This window comes from Halanaerobium sp., assembly GCF_003070835.1.
The window spans coordinates 1-21696 of the sequence record NZ_QBLR01000041.1 but is presented as its reverse complement, the minus strand read 5'-3'; the positions used below and the strand labels follow the sequence as shown (position 1 = coordinate 21696).

Annotated in this window: 16 protein-coding genes; 1 reads left to right on the top strand and 15 read right to left on the bottom strand. The window is 36.4% G+C overall.

The genetic code is table 11. The features are described 5' to 3' along the window. From CI949_RS06615 to CI949_RS06595, 5 genes are all read right to left on the bottom strand, one after another. A partial coding sequence (locus CI949_RS06615; protein ID WP_290764313.1) for a LacI family DNA-binding transcriptional regulator occupies positions 1-1035 on the bottom strand: 1035 nt, incomplete at its 3' end. 123 nt (positions 1036-1158) lie between these two features. Continuing rightward, complete coding sequence (locus CI949_RS06610; RefSeq protein WP_133529563.1) at positions 1159-2034, bottom strand: sugar ABC transporter permease; 876 nt, start codon at positions 2032-2034, stop codon at positions 1159-1161. Positions 2035-2048: 14 nt separating this feature from the next. Next, positions 2049-2990 (bottom strand): carbohydrate ABC transporter permease, encoded by a 942-nt coding sequence (locus CI949_RS06605; protein ID WP_133529564.1) that lies wholly within the window; start codon positions 2988-2990, stop codon positions 2049-2051. A gap of 70 nt (positions 2991-3060) precedes the next feature. Further along, positions 3061-4335, bottom strand: a complete 1275-nt coding sequence (locus CI949_RS06600; protein ID WP_133529565.1) for an extracellular solute-binding protein — start codon at positions 4333-4335, stop codon at positions 3061-3063. A gap of 30 nt (positions 4336-4365) precedes the next feature. Then, positions 4366-6774 (bottom strand): glycoside hydrolase family 31 protein, encoded by a 2409-nt coding sequence (locus tag CI949_RS06595; protein ID WP_133529566.1) that lies wholly within the window; start codon positions 6772-6774, stop codon positions 4366-4368. Positions 6775-7017: 243 nt separating this feature from the next. On the opposite strand from CI949_RS06595, the gene CI949_RS06590 reads away from it, so the two are divergent. Next, on the top strand, positions 7018-8292 hold the full coding sequence (locus tag CI949_RS06590) for an ATP-binding protein (protein ID WP_133529567.1): 1275 nt from the start codon (positions 7018-7020) through the stop codon (positions 8290-8292). A gap of 151 nt (positions 8293-8443) precedes the next feature. On the opposite strand, the gene CI949_RS06585 is transcribed toward CI949_RS06590, so the two are convergent. The 10 genes from CI949_RS06585 to CI949_RS06540 all read right to left on the bottom strand — a co-directional run bounded on the left by CI949_RS06585 (position 8444) and on the right by CI949_RS06540 (position 21493). Next, positions 8444-9310 (bottom strand): aldo/keto reductase, encoded by an 867-nt coding sequence (locus CI949_RS06585; RefSeq protein WP_133529568.1) that lies wholly within the window; start codon positions 9308-9310, stop codon positions 8444-8446. Positions 9311-9427: 117 nt separating this feature from the next. Further along, on the bottom strand, positions 9428-10600 hold the full coding sequence (locus CI949_RS06580; RefSeq protein ID WP_133529569.1) for a family 43 glycosylhydrolase: 1173 nt from the start codon (positions 10598-10600) through the stop codon (positions 9428-9430). Positions 10601-10612: 12 nt separating this feature from the next. Further along, positions 10613-12097: an alpha-N-arabinofuranosidase gene (locus CI949_RS06575; RefSeq protein WP_290764305.1), complete on the bottom strand. Its 1485-nt coding sequence runs from the start codon at positions 12095-12097 to the stop codon at positions 10613-10615. 36 nt (positions 12098-12133) lie between these two features. Continuing rightward, the gene (locus tag CI949_RS06570) at positions 12134-13456 is read right to left on the bottom strand and encodes a family 43 glycosylhydrolase (RefSeq protein ID WP_290764302.1); all 1323 of its coding nucleotides are present in this window, start codon (positions 13454-13456) and stop codon (positions 12134-12136) included. A gap of 130 nt (positions 13457-13586) precedes the next feature. Continuing rightward, positions 13587-15095 carry an alpha-N-arabinofuranosidase gene (locus tag CI949_RS06565; protein ID WP_133529572.1) on the bottom strand — a complete coding sequence of 503 codons (1509 nt, stop codon included), beginning with the start codon at positions 15093-15095 and terminating at the stop codon, positions 13587-13589. 35 nt (positions 15096-15130) lie between these two features. After that, positions 15131-16174, bottom strand: a complete 1044-nt coding sequence (locus CI949_RS06560; RefSeq protein ID WP_365941441.1) for an ABC transporter ATP-binding protein — start codon at positions 16172-16174, stop codon at positions 15131-15133. Further along, positions 16161-17174, bottom strand: a complete 1014-nt coding sequence (locus CI949_RS06555; RefSeq protein WP_290764299.1) for an ABC transporter ATP-binding protein — start codon at positions 17172-17174, stop codon at positions 16161-16163. Before CI949_RS06555 ends, CI949_RS06560 begins: the two co-directional genes overlap by 14 nt. 40 nt (positions 17175-17214) lie before the next feature. Next, the gene (locus tag CI949_RS06550; RefSeq protein WP_133529655.1) at positions 17215-18297 is read right to left on the bottom strand and encodes an ABC transporter permease; all 1083 of its coding nucleotides are present in this window, start codon (positions 18295-18297) and stop codon (positions 17215-17217) included. A gap of 74 nt (positions 18298-18371) precedes the next feature. Further along, entirely contained in the window at positions 18372-19355 is a 984-nt protein-coding gene (locus tag CI949_RS06545; RefSeq protein WP_133529575.1) for an ABC transporter permease, read from the bottom strand. A 125-nt stretch (positions 19356-19480) separates the two neighbouring features. Then, positions 19481-21493 (bottom strand): ABC transporter substrate-binding protein, encoded by a 2013-nt coding sequence (locus CI949_RS06540; RefSeq protein ID WP_133529576.1) that lies wholly within the window; start codon positions 21491-21493, stop codon positions 19481-19483. Positions 21494-21696 lie beyond the last annotated feature (203 nt).

The following is a 21696-nucleotide window of genomic DNA, read 5'->3' as shown; positions in this document are numbered from 1 at the left end:
TGCCTTGGGAAACATATATTTAATCTTTTTACAGGAATCTCTCTCAATTATATTTGCGGGAACAATCGTATGCTGATATTTATTGATCTGACCATTTATTACGCCAATTAATAACTCTGTTGCCTTATTTCCCAAAAGATATATGTTTATATCGACAGTAGTTAGAGGTGGTGAAACAATCTTTGACATTGGGTTATTATTAAATCCAACTATTGAAATATCATCTGGAATTTTAAGATTCATATCATTCATAGCCTGCATTATTGTATAAGCCATAGTATCACTAATTCCATAAAAAGCAGTCACTTCAGGATTATTTTTAATAACTTTTTGAGCAATCTCATAAATACTGTGGTGTTCAATTTTGTCAGATTGAATAATCAAATCCTTATTTACTTTAAGCTTGTTTTTAGAAAAAGCATTTTTATATCCCTGCAGTCGGTCTTCATTCATAATATAATTTTTATTCCCCATAATCATGGCTATATTTTGATGACCATTTTTAATTAAATAATCAACAACCTTTTCACTGGCATTTATATTATCATTATTTACCCAGTAATATTTTTCTTCTGCTTCAGGTCTGCCGACAATCACAAATGGAAAATCAATTTTTGTTAATTCATCTATTAGTTCATCTTCTTTTTTTGATCTTAATAATAAAACACCATCAATCTGTTTACCTTTAACCGCATTTAAAACTGTCTTTTTTTCCTCATCTTCACTATTACTGGTAAGTAATAGCAGGTTAAAGCCTTTAGAATGAGCCAGCACTCCAATCCCCCGTAAAATCTCAGAATAAAAAGGATCAGCAAAGGCTTCCTCTGTTGAATAAGGAATCACCAGTCCCAGATTATGTGATCTCTGTTTTACCAGATTGCGGGCATTTATATTGGGATGGTATCCGATTTCATCCATTATTTTTCTAACCTTAACTTTGGTCTCTTCGCTAATTCTTGAACTGTCATTTATAACTCGAGAAACTGTTGACGGAGCTACACCAGCCTTTTTAGCCACATCTTTTAAAGTAGGCATATTGATCAATCCTTATAGTTTAGTTGAGATTAAGTTAAATCTCTATGAATATTATATAACAATTTTACTCAGATTTAAATCTAATAAACAATAAATATAAACTTGAGTTACTTCTCTATATAATTATCCTTTTACTCCACCTAAAGTTAGTCCTCCAACTAAGAACCTTGATAACAGTAAGAAAATAGCCATCACTGGAAGCATAATCAATACTGAAGCTGCAGCAAATTCTGCCCAGGCTGTATTAAACTGTCCGGCAAGATTTGTTAAACCAACAGGTAATGTATATAAGCTGTTATCAGTCATTACAACTCGGGCAACCATATATTCATTCCAGGCTGTCATAAAAGAAAATAAAGCTGTAATTACCAGTGCCGGTTTGGCAAGCGGTAGAATGATTTTATAAAAAGCCTGAAACTGATTTAAGCCATCAACAAGTGCTGCTTCTTCAAGACTTTCTGGAATTGTATCATAATAACCCTTCATCTGCCAGACACAAAGGGGTAAAGCAGTTGAAGAATACATTATTATTAAGCCGATATGTGCTTTAGCCATTCCAAGGAAAGGAACTACAATTGTCTGCTGAGTTAAACCAAATTGAGATAATAAGATATACATCGGCAGCAGAAGCATTGTAGCCGGAAACATCTGAGTTAATAAGAAAAATGTTAATCCAGATTTGCGCCCTGGAAATCTTTTACGCGAAAAAACATAACCCGCTGTTGAAGCAAGTGAAACACCAATTATTACGGTGAAAAAAGTAACCAGAAGCGAATTCCTAAGCCAGACTAAAAAACCTTTGTCAAAAATTAAAGTTTTATAAGCATCAAATGTTGCATTATCAGGAATAATAGCCAGACTAGTTGAGTGAAGAGAATCATTTGGTCTTAAAGATGTACCAAAAACTCTTAAAGCTGGGTAAACAGCTATAATTACAGAAATAATTAAAATAATGTGGAAAAGTATTTTTTTCCATTTACTATCTTTTTTAACTGACATTTAATAACCTCCTTTTAGTCCTCATTAATATAGTCAATAAAGCTAATTGCCCAGACCAGTAAAATCACAAAAATAATTATTGAAAATGCTGCTGCATAACCATAGCGGTAAAATTCGAATGCAGAACGATAAACATGAGTAACCAAAATATCTATTTTGTTGGTTAGAGTATTTTGAGTTAAAAGATAAATCACTCTTAAATTATTAAATGTCCAGACAACACCTAAAATAACAGCCGGAAGCATTACCGGCTTCAATAACGGCAGTGTAATATGTTTAATCTGCTGCCAGCTGCTGGCTCCATCAATTTCTGCAGCCTCATAAAAATTAGGGTCAATACTCTGCAGACCACCTAAGGCAATCATCATCATAAAAGGAATCCCCAACCAGATATTTACAATTAAAGCTGCACTAAAACCTGTACTGGCCTGACTTAACCAGGCAACTCCAGGGACACCAATTTTTCTTAAGAGTAAGTTTACTGCACCATAGCGGAAATTAAACATTCCCTTCCAAATTAAAACAACAATATACTGCGGAATCGCCCAGGGTATAACTAATAAGGTTCTATAAATAGATTTAAACATTAAATCTCGATCTAGTATAATAGCATAAAAAATTCCAAAAGTTACATGAGCCACAACATTAATAACTGTCCAGGCCACTGTTCTTGCTAAAATAATCCAAAAAGAGCTTTCTGTAATGATTTTGATAAAATTATCAATTCCAATATAAGTTAGTTTATCACTCTGAATAAACTGCCTCATATTATACATATTAAGATTAGAAAAAGCTAATCTAAAATTATAAAAAAACGGATAGATCACTACAAATAATACTACAATAAATGCTGGTAAAAGCATCAAATAAGAAAATTTATGTTCTCTCCAAAAATCTTTAAGCGAAAAATTTGATAAGGCTGATGTAAACCTTAAGTTTTCACCAGGTTGACTCATTTAATTACCTCCCTTTTCATAAAGAAAAAGAGGGGTTTAAACCCCTCTTTTTAATTTTAAATTAAGATCTTTACTGCATACTCTTGATGTTTTGTTCAGCCTGCTGCTGCATCTGTTCTGCAGCTTTTTCTGGTGCCAAACTTCCACTCATAACACTCTGCAGAGCTGGTCTAACTGCATCCCAGATACCTCTCATTTCAGGTACTACAGGCATTGCTCTACCATATCTAAGCTGTTCGGCAGAACCTCTCATGATTGGATCATTCTGAATCTGAGGTAATCCATAAGCCTGATCATTACTTGGCAGAAAGTTATTATTTACATAAAGTTCCTGAGCTGCAATACTAGTCATAAAGTCAATAAATTTAATCGCAGCAATTTGTTTTTGTTCAGCTAAGCCAGACATCATAATAAATCCTTTACCACTTGTCATTGGCTGACCATATTTACCAGTTTTTTCGAACTTAGGAATTGGAGCAACACCTAAATCAATATTTTCGGCATTTTTATAGCCTTCAATTGACCAGTCACCATTTATAATAAAGGCGACATTACCTTCTTTAAACAGGCTATCCATTAAGTTATAGTCAGCTTCTTTGGGTACAATTTGATGCTTAAACTTAAGATCATGAACAAACTGCAGTGAATCAACAGTAGCTTCTGTATTTAGAGTTGGGTTATATTCTTCATCAAAAACCCAGCCGCCAAAACCACCGTGGAAAGCAGCCCACCAGAATGGCTCATTTAAGTTATAAGCTAAACCGTACATATCCATCAGGCCATCTCCATCTTTATCAACTGTATGCTTTTTAGCAACTTCAATTAATTCATCCCATGTTTTTGGTGCTTCATCTACAATATTTTTATTATACATCAGCATTAGGTGATTACCCATAGTTACTGGAACACCATAAATTTTTCCATGTAAGCTCATACCAGGCAGAGCGGCTTTGATATATTTATCTTTCATATCCTGACTCATCAGCTCATCTAATGGCTGAGCAAGTCCCATAATAGAGAATGGACCAATATGATCAAACGGACTTAATACTAAATCTGGTCCCTGGCCACCCATATAAGCAGTTTGAGTGTTCTGCCTTAAATCCTCAACACTACCTGCATGTGTTCTTTCTACCGTAACATTTGGATATTTGTTCTCAAACTTTTCAATTAGTGGATCTAAAATCTCAGTATCGATTCTTTCTTCGTCAGCTTCCCAGAGCTTAAGGGTTACTTCTTCAGTAATTTCTTTTTTGTCCAGATCCTGCTGAGCAGCAGCACCTACAGAAAAGATAAGGGATAAAGCTAAAACAAAGATTGAAACTGTGATAATTGACTTTCTCATTAAAAATTCCTCCTTTTAATTTGTTGTGACTTAGCTTAATTCTATGGTAATTTTATTTATAACAACTGGAACTTTAAATTCCAGTGTGTTATCAGAGTAAGAAAACTCACTTAATTCATTACCATCAACATAAATTGTTTGAGGATCCTTATTTAAATTATTGAAAACCAACTTATAATCTTTAAATTCCTGCTGATAGTTTTCTTCTTTTCTTTCTATATTAAAAATTATCTGATTGTCAGTATACTGATAGTTAAAATCAGTTAGATTGTAGACCCCATTCTGGTAGTTGTAGGAAATACCATCATCATCATAAAGACTGTAACTTCCCAGATTATTATCTTCTGATACAAATAGATTTAATTCTAGAGTCTCAATCTCTTTTTCATCTACATAATTTAACTTCTCATTAAGCGGAATAATACTTCCCGCTCTAACAAAGAGTGGTAGAGTATCTAATGGTGCATCTACTATTATATGCTCTCCACCCTGATAGATTTCTTTTGTCCAGAAATCAATCCATTTTCCTTCCGGCAGGTAGAGCATTCTTTTATCCTGATCCGGCTGGTAGACCGGAGCAGCCATTAGACTCTCACCAATCATAAACTGATCAGATAAATTTTCGCATTTTTTATCTTCCGGGAATTCCATAATTAACGGCCTCATAACAGGAATACCTGTCTGAGAAGCCTGATAGAATAGGTTATAAAGATGAGTGATAAATTTATACCTCAACTCAATATATTCTTTAATTATCTTTTCATATTTCTCTCCAAAGGACCAGGGTTCCTGAGAAATTGCTCTAACCTCACAGTGGTTTCTAAAGAAAGGGACAAAGGCTCCCATCTGAGTCCAGCGGGTTAGAAGCTCACCATTACTGTTGCCGGTAAAACCACCAACATCTGTTCCGCAGAAGCTAACACCTGACAGGCCAAGATTCATCAGCATCGGCATCGCAACTTTTATATGATCCCAGAAACTGCGGTTATCTCCTGTCCAGACAGCAGAATATCTCTGAATACCGGCAAAACCGGCTCTGGTCAGCACAAAAGGCCTTTCATTGGCAAGACTTTCCTTGAGGCCTTCAAAAGTAGCCTTATCTTCTAAAAAACCATATAAATTGTGAAATCTGCGGTGAGTTCCAGGATCACCATCATTTTGATGCATTACATTAACATCCATGGTGTCTGTTTCGTTAAAAGCAGCCGGTTCATTCATATCATTCCAGATACCCTTAACTCCTAAATCTACATAATCTTTCTGCAGTCCGGCCCACCAGTCTCTTACCTTTGACTGGGTAAAATCGGGAAAAGCACAGTTGCCCGGCCAGACCTTATCTATAAAAACTTTACCATCAAGATATTTACAGAAATAATCATTTTCCATACCTTCCTGATAAAGTTTATATTCTGGATCTCTTTTTACCCCGGGATCGATAATTGTGACTCCCTTAATCCCATTTTCAGCCATATTTCTAAACATTGCCTCAGGATCAGGAAAGCGGTCTTCATCCCAGGTGTAAATCTTATATTCGTCCATATAATGAATATCAAAATGGAAGGCATCACAGGGAATTTCTTTATCCCTAAATGTTTTTACCAGTTCATCCACTTCAGCCTGTGGATAATAGCTGTAGCGGGACTGGTGGTAGCCGAGCGACCATTTTGGTGGTAAGGGCATAGTACCAGTTATTTTTGAATATTTTTGGACTACTTCTTTCAGAGATGGTCCGTTGAAGAAATAATAGTCTAAATCTCCACCTTCAGACCAAAAAGAATAGTAATCCTGTCCTTCACTGCCCAGATCGAAAAAACTTTTATATGAATTATCAAAATAAATACCGTAACTGTTTTCAGGACTGTAGGAAATCAAAAATGGAATTGACTGATATAAGGGGTCAGTATCGTCAACATGAGGAACAAAAGTATCATGGTTCCACATTTCATAACGTCTGCCCTTTTTATCAAGCCAGCCCGTCTTTTCTCCCAGACCATAGAATCTTTCGCTGTTCTCAAAAGATTTCCAGGCTCTAACTTTCTGCTTTTTCCAGCCCAGAGCATAATCACTGTGATCTTGATGGATTAGATTACCTTTCTGATCAAAGACACTGAGCAGAAATTTATCTTTCCTAACTGCAAGCTTTAGTGCTTCAGTTTTAATGATTATTTTTTCTTTATTTTCTTCAACTTCAAAATTATCATAGCTTAGACTATGGTCAATTACAGCCTCAGTTGTCTTATAATTAATAGGCTGATTAGAATGAGCCATAATCAATCTAAAAATATCAGCTCTTAAAAATTCTATTGTTAAACTGGCATGTTCAAAATCAAATATAACTTGATTAGCTTTAATTTCATAATTTAGAACACCCTGCAGCTTATGATAATCATTACTGTCATCTCTGCTTTTGCCCTGAAGTAGAGCTTCACTATTATCCATCAACATAACCCCTCTCACACTTTAGCTTACTATAATTAAAAGTTATTGCGCAATCGTTTGCACATTTCGACAAAAAAATATTGTTTTTATTTGTTCACTATTTGTTCGTTAATTCAATGTTAATATATTTTTAATCTTTTTGCAAGGGTTTTTTAGAATTTTTTTAGCTAATATGTAAAAATTATGTCAGATCTGTTATAATAACTATTAATATAAGGATAATACAAATAGGGGTGAAATAATTTGGATCACACACAAATAAGAAACGCTTTAAAGAATTGCGAAAAACTAATTTTATTTCAAGAAATCAAAACTAACAGTCTAATTCTCAATTTAAAAGAGAATTTAAATGATGAAAATAAATCGGAGCAGGTTCTAACTGATTTAATCTATCAACTGATTGATTTAAGTATTAGAGAAGGTCTGCAGGGTGATATCTGGCATAATTATCTCAAAAAAATAATTACTGCCTCCGAAAATATTTTTAGCTTAAAGGCTGAAAAAGGAGAAATTACAGCAGAATCCAGTTTATATAAACTGGCAGCAAATGACCTCAAAATTATCAATAAATTATTTGCTTTTTCTTTTAGTGACTTAGCTTCAATTTCTGGTTTAACAGGATTTGGGTATCTAAGCGATTTTAAACTTGCAGCTTCTGATCTCAATATAGAAAAAGAAGAATTATTTCAGCCACTCTTTGCCAGCTCTAATCATGAAGACAATTTGGAAGCACTGCTGGATTTCTACTATCAGCACGGGGCCTCAATATTAAATGAGAGCAGAGCTTTTTACTGGCAGAATAATAAATTAAGCCGGGTAAATAACCCTGATTCAATAACTTTTGATAATTTAATATCCTATCAGAACACGCAAAAAAAACTGATAGAAAATACTGAGAGCTTTTTAAATGGATTTCAGGCTCATAATGTCCTCCTCTATGGAGATAGTGGTACGGGAAAATCATCTTCAGTTAAGGCATTAGTAAATAAGTTTTATCAGCTGGGACTGCGCTTAATAGAAATCAGCAGCTCCCAGATCAAGGAATTACCTGCTATTCTCGAGTATTTAAACGAGCGCGGCCTTAATTTTATAATTTTTATGGATGATCTTTCTTTCGAAGAATTTGAAACTGAATATAAATACCTTAAAGCAGTTATGGAAGGTGGTATTGAATCCAGACCGGACAATGTTCTCTTCTATGCCACCAGCAACCGCAGACATCTGGTCAGAGAAAAGTGGCAGGACCGGGAATCTGAAGTTCATGAAAATGATATTTTAAATGAAAAATTATCACTTTCAGAAAGATTTGGCCTGACCTTAATGTTTAGCAATCCCTCTCAGGCTGATTATCTGAAGATAGTAAAAAAACTGGCTGCCCAGGCAGAGCTAAAACTTAAAAATAGTGAGCTGGAAAAACGTGCTCTCCAGTGGAGCAGATGGAATAACGGCCGCTCAGGGCGCACGGCTCGCCAGTTTATCGATCAGCTAAAAAAAGAAATGCACTGGCAAAATAATTAGAATAAAAAATTATAAATTAAGCTCAAAATCAAATACCGTTCTTTAAACTGAAACAGCTTTTTAACTGTTATTTTTAAAGAACGGTATCTTAAGTTTATTTACCTGTCAGATTATTTGCCTGCCAGATGTAATTATAGTTAAACTTATTATTTTACTTTGGAATTGGATATAATTTACCGCCATGACTTTCTAAAAAGCCTTTTAATTCTTCTATTTCTGCTTCGGAAATTTTTAAGTTTTCGTCATTCTTTTGATAGATATTTAAAGCAAGATCAATCATCCTGTTATCACCAGGGCTGACAGCTGTATCTACATCCTGAGACAGGGTAAATTCAAGTGCCAGTTCAGCCAGGCGGTCATTATCATAAATCGGCTTATACCAGGTGTTATAATTATTCTGACGGCCATCCTGCCACTGCCGCTGAGCCAGAGCTTTGATTGCAATGATGCCCATCTCTTTTTCTCTGGCCTTTTTAATTACTTCAGGACCCTGATTATAATTAAACCAGTAGTTCCAGTTAATCGGAAACATCACTGTATCAAAATCATAACTTTTTATTAATTTCAAAGCAGCCCATTCTTTATGAGCGGAAAATCCAATATTTTTAACTAAACCCTCTTCTTTTGCTTCGATGATTGCCTCCAGTGCTCCACCTTCTCCCAGAGCACTGTTTAAAGCATCCTCATCTGTAACCTCGTGCAGCTGGTAGAGATCAAAATAGTCAGTATCCAGCAGTTTCAGTGATTCTTCCATGTCTTTTCTTACCTGTTCCTTTGTTTGACCTGGTTCAGTTTTATTTGCCAGATAGACTTTATCTCGAAACGGCTTAAGTGCCGGTCCCAGAATATTTTGAGCATTTCCGTAAGTAGGTCCCACATCAAAAAAGTTAATTCCCTTCTTAACTGCATTTTTTACAATCTGGTTGGCTTCTTTTTGAGGTGTATCCATTAACATTATTCCGCCGAAACTTATTTCAGAAACATTTAAACCTGTTTTTCCAAGTTTTCTAAACTTCATAAATTATTCACCCCTTTTATACTTCTTAGTTATTCTCTATATGCAATAATAATACATTTAAAGAAAAATAACAAGGAGCCTGCTCTATTAGAACAAACTCCCTTAATTAATTTATTTTTATTTTTCTAATTTAATCTTCACTGCTGCCTCAACTTCAGCAGCCACATTTAAACCAGGGTAGCCAAAGTATGGTTCTCCATTTTCCTGCCAGAATATTTCCTGAATTCTGCCGTGGCGGTTGGGATCATAAAGTGGATTGCCCTCAATTTTTTCGTAGGATCTGGCATGATAGACCAGCAGATCAGTAACTCCATCTTCAGATCTGGTAAACGAATTATGGCCGGGGCCATAAAGAGATGTTTCTGCTGAAGTCTCTAAAACAGGTTTTTCAGTCTTTGTCCAGGAACTGCGATCCAGCAGATCACTATCTTGATCGGCAGCTAAAACCCCCATACAATAAGATGCTCCTGTTTCACTGGCAGAAAAACTAACGTATATTTTTCCATTTCTTTTGATTACCGCCGGTCCTTCATTAACATCAAAACCAATTTGCTCCCAGTCATATTCGGGTTCTGAAAGTAAATGCTGTTTTTTTATAGTCCAGGGGTTTTCCATTTCTGCAATATAGAGATTAGAAATAGTGTCCTCAGCAACCTTTTGAGCCCAGATTAAATATCTTTTACCCTGATGTTCAAAAGTTGTTGCGTCAAGACTGAAGCTCTCAAACTCAATATTTATCTCACCCTTTTCGACCCAGTTACCTGTAAGCGGATTATCGTCCTGACATTCCAGAACATAGGGACGGATAGCCCAGACATCGTCTTCTCTGCCGGCAGCATAATAAATATACCATTTACCGTCAATATAATGAAGTTCCGGAGCCCAGATATGTTTACTCATTTCTCCCTCATCATATTTTTCCCAGAGTAGATATTCTTCCGCCTCTTTTAAGTCACTTATCTTTTTAGCTTTCCGCAGAACAATACGATCATAATCAGGATAGGAACCGGTAAAATAATAGTAGCCATCACTGTGCTGATAGATATAGGGATCAGCTCTCTGCTCTACCAGTGGCTCCGGATAACTAAGCTGATTAATCTTTCCTTTAACTAATATTTCCCCTTCAGTTTTTAGCTTATCCAAGTTCAAAGCTTCCCAGCTGACACCACGATAGCTAAATTTATCATCAAGATATATTTTTACTTTTTCAGGCAGCTTAATTTTTGTCGGGTCTGAGGCTGTAATTTCTAAACTTTCAATTTCTGTAATCTGATCAGTGTAATTATTCATTTTTAGCCCCACCTAGTTTAAAGTAATTAAAGTTACAGAAGCAGCCGGCAGTTTTGCCTTAAGCTGATTGTCAGCGAGTTCTACTGCTTTTAATTCCTGCGGCTTTAAGTTTTCTGGATTTTCAAAGCTGTTGTGGGCATTTAATTTATCTGCAGTTAAGACTCGGGCCTTAACCTGAGATAGGTTCAGTTTGTCTGCAAATAAGTTTGTATCCAATTCGATCTCTTTATTGGGATCTAAATTACAGACAGTAATATTAACTTCCCCTGCTTCATTAACAGAAGCAGAAGCATTTAGGGCTGGAATTTCCTGATCTTCAAATTTGTAATTTTCACTCTCCAGATCAAAGTGCAGCAGATCGGCATCCTGATGAACTTTATACATTTCAAATACGTGGTAGCTCGGAGTTAAGATCATATCTTCCTCATCAGTTAAAATCATTGCCTGCAGAACATTGTTAGTCTGAGCAATATTGGCCATTTTAACACGGTCAGCATGCTGGTTAAAGATATTTAAAGTTACTCCAGCAATCAGTGCATCTCGCAGAGTATTCTGCTGATATAAAAAGCCGGGATTAGTACCGGGCTCAACATCATACCAGGCGCCCCATTCATCGACAATCATAGCAATTCTTTTTTCCGGGTCATACTGATCCATAATGGCACCGTGTTTTTTAATCAGTTCATCCATTTTAAGAGCTTTCTTTAAAGTGATAAACCATTCATCTTCTTTAAAATCAGTTGCTGAACCCTTTCCTTCCCAGAAATCACCGGGAATTGTATAATAATGAAGACTTAGGCCGTCCATCTGGCGGGCTGCATTTTTCATTAAAACTTCGGTCCAGTTATAATCATCTACATTAGCTCCACAGGCAATCTTGAAAATTTCATTATCCCCGTGACTGCGGACATAGGTCTGGTAATTTCGGTACTGATCTGCATAATATTCGGGCCTCATGTTACCACCACAGCCCCAGTTTTCATTACCAACACCAAAATATTTTAAATACCAGGGTTCTTTTCGACCATTTTCTTTTCTCCAGTCTGACATGGGTGATTCACCATCATGGGTAATATAGTCTACCCACTCCTGCATTTCTCTAATCGTACCACTGCCCACATTACCGGATATATATGGCTCAGCATCTAAGAGATCACATAATTCCATAAACTCGTGAGTTCCAAAATGGTTATTTTCAGTTACATTACCCCAGTGAGTATTAACAATTGTTGCTCTTTCTTCTCTGGGACCAACACCATCTTTCCAGTGATATTCATCAGCAAAACAGCCTCCAGGCCATCTTAAAACTGGAATATCAATCGCTTTCAGTGCTTCAACTACATCTGTTCTAATTCCATTTTGGTTAGGAATCTCAGAATCTTCTCCAACCCAGAAACCCTCATAGATACATCTACCCAGGTGTTCAGCAAAATGTCCGTAAATATTTTTATTTATCTTTTCTTTCTTTTCGTCTAAGTTAATATTTAATTTATTCATACTTGCCACTCCTCGTCATATAATCAGCTCTTAGTTTTATAAAGAATCCAGTTTCCACTTCTGACTGTCTAAATCTTGATCCTCTTTTTGAACTAAATAATCATCTTCCAATTTAGTTAAAGCTTTACCGCTATTTCGATTTATAATTTTATAGATATTATCTCTTAAACTAATCAATTCCCATTCCTGACAGATATGGCGGGTGTTACTCCACTGCTGAATATCGGCACCATCAGATTTATCAGCATCTCCTACTTCTAGATATAGGAGACTATTTCTGTTTTGAATCCTGTAATATTCGGCATCTATCGGATAGATCAGCCAGTGATTGGTATGGGCCTTTTGATTGTTATTACAGATAATTCTGGCTCTGGCTTCAGTTTTGGCAGCTTCTACTGCTGCAGTTTTCTGATTTTCTAAATTTTTAAGCTTATAATATGAATTAATTTTTAAATCATAATTTTTTATTTTTGGCCAGCCATCTTCCCAATCAAGTTCTTTAATAAAAAATCTATATTTCCCGCTGTGCCGGTGGTAGGCATGATGGACTAAGTACTTATTTTCGAAAATATCCTGACCGCCATAGCCTGTAAATTCTCTATCAGCAGCAGCTAATATACTGCCTCCTTTTTCCATTAAAGGAATACCATCCTGGTCATAATAGGGACCGGTTACTGCTTCAGCTCTACCATAAGCAATTTTATAATCACTTTTATTTCCCCGACAACAGTGATCAATTGAGGCAAAAAGATAATAATAACCATCTTTATAGGTCAAAGTGGGTGCTTCAATACCTGCCGGTCTTTTACCTACCAGCCTGTGGGCTAAAGAATAAATCTTACCCTCTGGCTTCATTGTCTCCGGGTTAAGCTTAGTCAGCTTTATTCCATTAAACCAGGAACCAAAAACAAGCCAAGAATTTCCCGCTGGATCTATAAAAAGATTAGGATCAATACTGTTAAAATCCTGGTCCTGAGTGGAAGTTATTACAAGTCCCTCATCCTGCCAGTCTGCAGCTTCTATGCTGTCTGCAGAAAGCAGTCCAATCAAAGAATTTTTGGTTCCAAATTCTGAAACAGAATAATAAAGCCACCATTTGCCATTAAAATATTCAAGATCCGGAGCCCAGGCATCATTTTCACGGTCAAAATTTTCTACATAATTGTCCCACCAGGGGAGTGGTTCATTTAAAATTGAATTCTGACTGCTCCACTCACTTAAGTTTTTAGAAGATTTAAACCCAATCCCTTTACCGGTATGGACCAGATACCACTGATCATTTTCTTTTACCAGTGCCGGATCATGTGCCTTTAAATCACCTTTCAATTTAATATTTAAGTCAAATAATTTATTTGTCATCAATATTACCTCCCGGAAAATTAAATAATAAAACAGGCTATCAGCTTCAAGTAAATATTTCAAATAAAAAGATTTTTCATTATTATTTTATTTCTATATAAAAAGCTGATAACCTTTTATAATTCATTATTTATTTGGATAATCTAATAACATTCCAGGATAGCTTAGGTAATTCAGCTGTTAAAGTATTTCCTTTAACTTCAGAACTGCCATTTTTATGAGGCTTAACATTGTCCGGATTGTCTTCTGTATTCACTGCTTTAAGATCTTCATGTTCTAAGACAATATGTTCAACAATTTGATAATCATCAAAACCATTTAGTTCACTTTCTAATTCTAAGGCAGATTCAGTATCTCTGTTGACAGCAAAAATTGTAAGTTCTTCTTTATCTTCATCAAAAACTGTTACCTGATCCAGTAGGTCAACATCTTTAAAATCTTTGCTGTCATAGGTTGGAGAAGTAACTCTGCTCTCTAAAACAGTACCTCTACCGAACTTGGAAGCGTGATAATATGGATAAAAGATTGTCTGTCTCCAACTGCCGCCATCTTCACTGGTCATAATTGGTGCAATAACATTAACCAGCTGAGCCTGATTAGCAATTTTAACTCTGTCTGCATGTTTCAATAAGGTAATTAGAGTTAAACCAACAACTAGTGCATCTTCAAAATTATAAATATCCTCCAGCTGTGGTGGAGCAACTTGCCAGGGCTCTCTCTTCTTATCGGCATCATCAGAATGATACCAGACATTCCACTCGTCAAATGATAAGTTGACAGTTTTATCACTATTTTTCTTTGCTTTTACATAATCACAGATTGCTGTAACGGAATGAATAAAGTCATCCAGACTTTCTGTCTGTGCCAGGAAGTTTTTAATATCATCTTCATCATTGCGGAAATACTGATGTAAGGAAATATAATCAATATGTTCATAAGTATGTTCTAAAACTTTTGCTTCCCAGTCTCCAAAAGTAGGCATCTGACGATAAGAACTCCCGGAAACAACCAGTTCAATTTCAGGATCCAGCCCCTTCATAACCTTGGCAGTCTCTAATGCCAGGCGGCCATATTCGTCTGCTGTCTTATGACCGATCTGCCAGGGCCCGTCCATCTCATTACCGAGACACCAGGTTTTAATATTATATGGTTCTTCTCTGCCGTGCTCTTTACGCAGATCACTGTAGTAGCTGCCACCGGGATGGTTGCAGTATTCTAAATAATTACGGGCAGCATCAATACCGCGGGTTCCTAAATTAACTGCCATCATTACATCTGTGCCAGCTTTTTCTGCCCACTGCATAAATTCATTGGTGCCGACTTCATTTTTTTCCACAGTTCTCCAGGCAAGCTCCAGTCTATTTGGTCTGTCTTCTACTGGACCAACTCCATCTTCCCAGTTGTAGCCCGAAACAAAATTTCCACCTGGATAGCGGATAATTGGAGGGTCAATTTCTTTAATTAATTCCAGTACATCTTCTCTAAAACCATTTTCATCTGCTGTTGGGTGATCAGGCTGATAGATTCCAGTATAAACAGCCCGGCCCAGATGTTCAATAAATGAGCCAAAAATTCTCTCGTCAACCTCACTAACTTTAAAATTACGGTCTAAATAAACTTTTGCATTCTTTTTAGTCATCTACTCTTCTTCCCTTCTCTTAATAATATTTTTTACTATGCCTTCTTTTCAACTAAATCACTATAACCTGCCAGCACAAGTTTTTCTGCAAAATGACAGGCTGCAAAATGTTCACTCTCTTTGTCAATTATCTTTAAAGGCGGTTCTTCCTCTTGACAGATATCCTCCGCATAAGGACAGCGGGGGTGAAGATTACAGCCGCTGGGAGGATTAGAAGGGTCAGGAACAATTCCATCAATTTTTCCCCTCTTCTTTTTAGATCTTGGATCACCCTCCGGAATTGACTGCAGTAAAATTTCTGTATATGGATGTAGGGGATTATCATAGAGGTCATCAGCTGAAGCAATCTCCACAATTTTTCCAAGATACATAACCATTACTCGATCACAGATATGTTCAACAACACTTAAGTTATGAGCAATAAAGATATAGGTTAAACCCATATCTTCCTGCAGTGACTCTAAAATATTTAAAATCTGGGCCTGAACTGAAACATCAAGGGCCGAAACAGGTTCATCACAGACTATAATTCTGGGATTTAAAGTCAAAGCTCTGGCAATACCAATCCGCTGACGCTGGCCGCCGCTGAACTCATGTGGATAGCGGTTTAAGAAAAATTCGCTTAAACCAACCTGATCTAAAAGATCCTTAGCCATCTCTGTTCGTGATTCTTTGGTGCCGATACCGTGGATTTCCAGAGGCTCAACGATAATATCTCTGACAGACATTCTAGGATTTAAAGAGGACATTGGGTCCTGAAAAATCATCTGAATATCCTTTTTATATGAATAAAATTCCTGATCATCAATTTTAGTTAAATCTCTCCAGTCACCAGCCTCATTTTTGTATTCAATTGTTCCAGCTGTTGGTTCAACAAGTTTCATTAGTGTTTCTCCTGTAGTAGATTTACCACAGCCTGATTCTCCAACTAAACCGAGGGTTTCCCCCTCTTTTAATGTGAAGCTGACACCATCTACAGCCTTAACCTGGCCAACTACTTTTCTAAAAATTCCTTTTTTGACTGGGAAGTATTTTTTTAAGTCATTGACCTTTAAAATCAACTGATCATCCTTCATCATTTTCGCCTCCTTCCTCATAAAGCCAGCATTTTGCCTGGTGACCGCCGCCCAGATCAAAAGTTGGTGGTTCTTTTTTAGTACAGATATCCATTCTGTGCGGACAGCGCGGTGCAAAATGACAGGCATCAGGTAAATTATAAATCTGAGGTACAGAACCGCTGATTGGTTTTAATTCTTTTTTGCGTCCGATTTTTGGTATGGACTGCAGCAGCCCTTGAGTGTAGGGATGGGATGGATTATAAAATAATTCTTCAACCTCTGCTACTTCTACTACCTTACCTGTATACATAACTACAACTCGATCTGAAATTTCTCCAATTACATCCAGATCATGAGAAATAAACATAATTGACATCTGATATTCCTGCTGTAACTCTTCCATTAATTCTAATATCTGAGCTTCTACTGTAACATCAAGCGCAGTTGTTGGCTCATCAGCAATCAGCAGGTTGGGATTGGAAGCTAAAGCAACAGCAATCATTGCCCGCTGATTCATTCCTCCACTCAGCTGATAGGGATAATCATTGATTCTCTGTTCTGCCGGAGAAATACCTACCTTCCTCAGCATTTCTATCGCCATTTCTCTGGCTTCAGCTTTATCCACATCATGGCTGAGCATGATTCCCTCCATAATTTGAGAGCCGACTGTATAAACAGGACTCAAAGATGACATCGGATCCTGAAAAATCATTGCTGTATCTTTGCGCCGGATATCTTTCATCTTTTTTCCTGTTCTTTTTAGTTTTGCTATATCAACAACTTCATGCTCACGGTGCAGTTTGATCTCTCCCCCGTGAATTTTTCCCTTAGGCTGAGGAACAAGGTTTAAAATTGAAAGTGAAGTAATACTCTTACCACAGCCACTTTCGCCAACTATACCTAGAGTTTCTCCTTTATATAAATCAAAACTTACACCATCAACCGCTTTGGCAAGTCCTCTTCTTGTATCAAAATAAGTTCTTAAATTATCAACTTCCAGTAATATATCATTATTTTTCATAATTATTTATCCCGCCTTTATCTGCAATATTTCTGCAGTATTAATGATATGGATCTGCAGCATCTCTTAATCCATCACCAACAAAGTTAAATGCAAGTACAGCGACAATTACAAAGACACCCGGTATAAAATACCAGGGGTACTGAGCTACTGCTCTAACATTCTGCGCCTCCTGCAGAAGCACACCCCAGCTGACAGCAGGAGCCTTAAGACCTAAACCTAAAAAACTGAGTGCTGTTTCACCGATAATCATACCTGGGATTGCAAGAGTTAGATTAACCAGAATATAACTCATACAATTTGGTATTAAATGTTTACTAATTATCCTACCACTTTTAGCTCCAGCAGCTCTGGCTGCTTTAACAAAATCTTCTTCTTTTAATGATAAAATCTGACCGCGCAGAACTCTGGCCATACTAACCCAGCCCGTCAGTGATAAAATTACTGTAATTGCAAAATAAACCTGAATAACACTCCAGTCCTGAGGTAAGGCAGCACCGAGTCCCATCCAGAGCGGTATTTTAGGAATAGCCAAAGTAAATTCTATAACTCTCTGAATAAAGTTATCAACCATACCACCCAGATAACCAGAAATACCGCCGAAAAATAAACCGAGAACCAGACTCACTGCAATACCAATAAGTCCAACAGTTAGGGATAAACGAGCACCGTGGATAGTCCTCGTAAAAATATCTCTGCCCAGACCATCAGTTCCAAATAAGAAGATTTGAGTTTTATCAGAACCAAACAATTTCAAGTTTGTTTTAAATAAACCAACAAAATTATATGTATCATTAGATTCATATAAAAAATTAATGGGAATCTTTTTATTTTTGTTCACTGTATATTCCATAGCTAAGGTTTCCATGTTTCTTTTGCCTTCAATAGGATGAACATAAGGAGCAGTCAGTCCATTTTCATCAAAAAATTTAATCTGCATGGGAGCTATATTTTGAAATTCAGAAAATCTTTCATTTGGATCATATGGTGTCAAAAAACCTGCAAAAAGTGCACTTGTATATAAAAGAATTAAGATAATTATACCGCCCATTGCCAGTTTGTGATTTTTAAATTCTTCCCACATCAGCTGCCAGTGAGATTTAGCTTTAAAAGGATTGCTCATCACTATATCCTGATCTTTAGTAATTTTTCCTTCACCTGAATCATTTTTCAATTAAATGACCTCCCTTCATTTGATCAATCATAACGAATTCTTGGATCTACCATGGCAAGTAAAATATCTGATAAGAGCGTACCAATTAAGATTAATACAATATTGAAAAATATTATTGTTCCTGCCAAATACATGTCCTGAATTTTAAGTGCATTATAAAGTTTAGGACCTAAAGTAGGCAGGCCTAAAACTATACCAGCTATTGTACCACCTGAGATAATTTGAGGCAGCAGCCAGCCAATTGTACTAATCAGGGGATTTACCGCTATTCTGGCAGCATACTTAATAATTACTTTAATTTCGTCAACTCCCTTGGACCTGGCCATCTGGATATATGGCTGTCTGAGCTGATCAAGCATTTCTGCCCTCATAATTCTAATCAGTCCTGCCATACCTGCTGTACCAACTACCACCACCGGCACCCAGATTCTTTTTAAAACTTCGATGATTTTCATCAATCCCCAGGGCTCACCCATAAATTCCACCGGCATTAAACCTGATAGATTAACACCAAAATAACGCAATCCTAAAAACATAATTATTATAGCCAGTAAAAAGTTAGGAATAGACACTCCTAAAAAGCCGAAAAATGTAAAGAAATAGTCTCCAAAAGAATACTGTTTAACCGCAGAATAAATACCGATTGGAATTGACAAAATCCAGGTAAATAAAAGAGTTAAAGTCGAAATCAAAATTGTATACCCTATTCTTTCCTGAATTATATCAATTACCGGTCTTTCCTCACTAAAGGCCATCCCAAAATCACCTTTAGGAAAATCTTTAACCCATTTCCAGTACTGCAGATATATTGGATCATTTAAGCCATATCTTTCTTTAATTGATTCCGCTCTACTCTGTTCAACTTCTCCTCCCATCTGCTGCAGATTAGCCAGATAAGAATCTATATAACTTCCCGGTGGAAGAGTAATTATTAAAAATGAAATAATTGAAATTAAAATTATCATCGGGATAATAATGAGAGTTCTTCTTAAAATAAAATTTAACAATATTTTTTCCCTCCCTCAATAAAATAGTCAAAATAAATCTGTTAAAAAGTTTTATTTAAAAATTGTCAGATGCTTCAATCAGCACCTGACAATTTATTGATACCTATCTAATTAATCAATACCAATTAATGTTCTGCAGGGTTTTCCCAGTAAAACTGCTCAACATAAGCATTTCTAGTTGCACCAACACTGGGGTTGTCTCCTACTTTTCTTAAGTTTTTAAGTCCATTTTTAGAAACACCAACATGTCCTGCCATACCTACAGTACCGATAGACGGCAGATATTCGTTAACATAATTACCAATCTTTCTGTACAATTTATTTCTTTCTTCCTGGTTTACATGATCTACTGAATGACCAGCAGTATACCAGTCAATTATTTCCTGAGGTGGCTTTACAGCAAGTTTTTTTCTGGCCTCCGGAATTTTGGCTGCAGCTGTTCTGGTTTGTGTGTAAGGATCATAGTCAAGGAACCAGTTTCCATAGGCATTATAAGTATCTTCTGCAGGTACATACTGATCCCATGGAGGTAGAGATCCTGTCATAAAGGTTGTAGAAATTTGAGTTCTCCCTTCCCAAATTTCAGTAAAGAATAAACCTTCTTCCACTGAATCCATGTTGACATTAATTCCTATGTCATTCCAGAACCCCTTTGCCATTTCTGCAGTTGACATCGCCACACTGCGGCTTGAGTTAGCAAGAAGCTGTAATAAGAGATCATCACCATTAGGTTTATCTCTCCAGCCATCACCATTTTGATCAACAACACCCATCTCATCTAATAATGCTTTTGCTTCTTCTGGATTATATTCAGCATAAGCTGTAGCCCATTCTTTATTATAGGCGGAATCAGCAACTGTACCAGGATGATATGTTAGCTGTCTTTCCTGACCCTGACCCATAAAAACAAGATCCTTAATTTCAGTTCTGTCCAGTGCATAGGAAAGAGCTTTACGGAATCTAACATCCCCTAATATTTCCCACATATCTTTGGCATTAACAGGCTGCTGCTGCACTGAAAATGTCACCCGGCTGGCCCACAGTGAGTCACCAATCCAGGCACTATAACCGCCATCTTCTTCACTTGCTTTTAAGGTAGGGTAATCAGAAAATGAAAGGAATGAACTAATATAATCAATTTCACCAGATAATACATTCATTAACCTTGCCTGAGCATCTGGGGTATAAATTGTCCTCTGCTCATCAATATACGGCAGCTGATTACCTTCTGTATCTACTTTAAAGTAATATGGATTACGCTCATAGATTCTTCCAGTCGGAGTAACCTGCTTTACAACCCAGGCAGCTAAAACAGGTCTGCCAACCGGTTTAGGATTAAAGAATTCCCAGGATAATCTATTGTTAAAATACTGGACCCAGCTGTCAAAACCTGCTTCTTTAGCAAGCTCTTCAGCATTGTCATTATAATCTGCGTGGAACTGTTTCATATAATGAGAAGGTGGAAAAAACTCCAGACCTGCATACCAGGTTGCATCCATATTTTCATGGAAGGTATAATATGGTATTGCAAAATTAAATTCTATTGTATAATCATCAACAGCCTTAACTTCCATAATCTCGCCCCCGGGACGGAAAGTAATAGGTACTGCAGTAGTTAAAGCATCATTTAGTAAAATATCATTGTACCAGAACATTACATCTTCACTTGTCAGCTCATTACCATCTGACCACTTAACACCCTCTCTTAAATAAAGAGTAAAAGTTTTACCTCCATTGCTGTATTCCCAGTCCTTAGCAAAGTTAGGAATTGTCATTAAATTATCAAAGTCTCTATTTTTAAGTAAAGGAGTTTCCACTAATACATGGCCATTTACTCCAAGACCATCCGGTCCAAACTGAGTAAATGTCATACTGCCGCCATATTTACCAACTGCTTCTTCAGGCTGAACAACAACCGGATTTTTAGGTAATCTCTCTTCTACAGGTGGTAATTCACCGGCTTCAACTTTCTCTTTTAACATAGGTGCTTCGTTAAATTCAGTAATTCCAGATTCTGAAAAAAGAATAATTCCTGAATTAGGATTTTTAGCCGCCTCTTCTCCAGCTCCGGCAAAAGCAGTTAGTGAAATACTCAGAATTAAAACTGTTAGAAAAAATACTTTTGTAAATTTCTTCATTTTTTCCTCTCCCTTATAATTATAAATTTTGAATCCTAAATCTGATCAAGCTGTGATTCAACTTTTTCTGTAATTATCCACCTCCAGATTTAATTAATTTGCTCATTAAGTGAAATTATAAGGTTATAAGCGTTTGTTTTAGTATTGATTAAAGAACAATTGAAAAATTCAACTTAATAATACTTATTACTGCTCTTATGGAC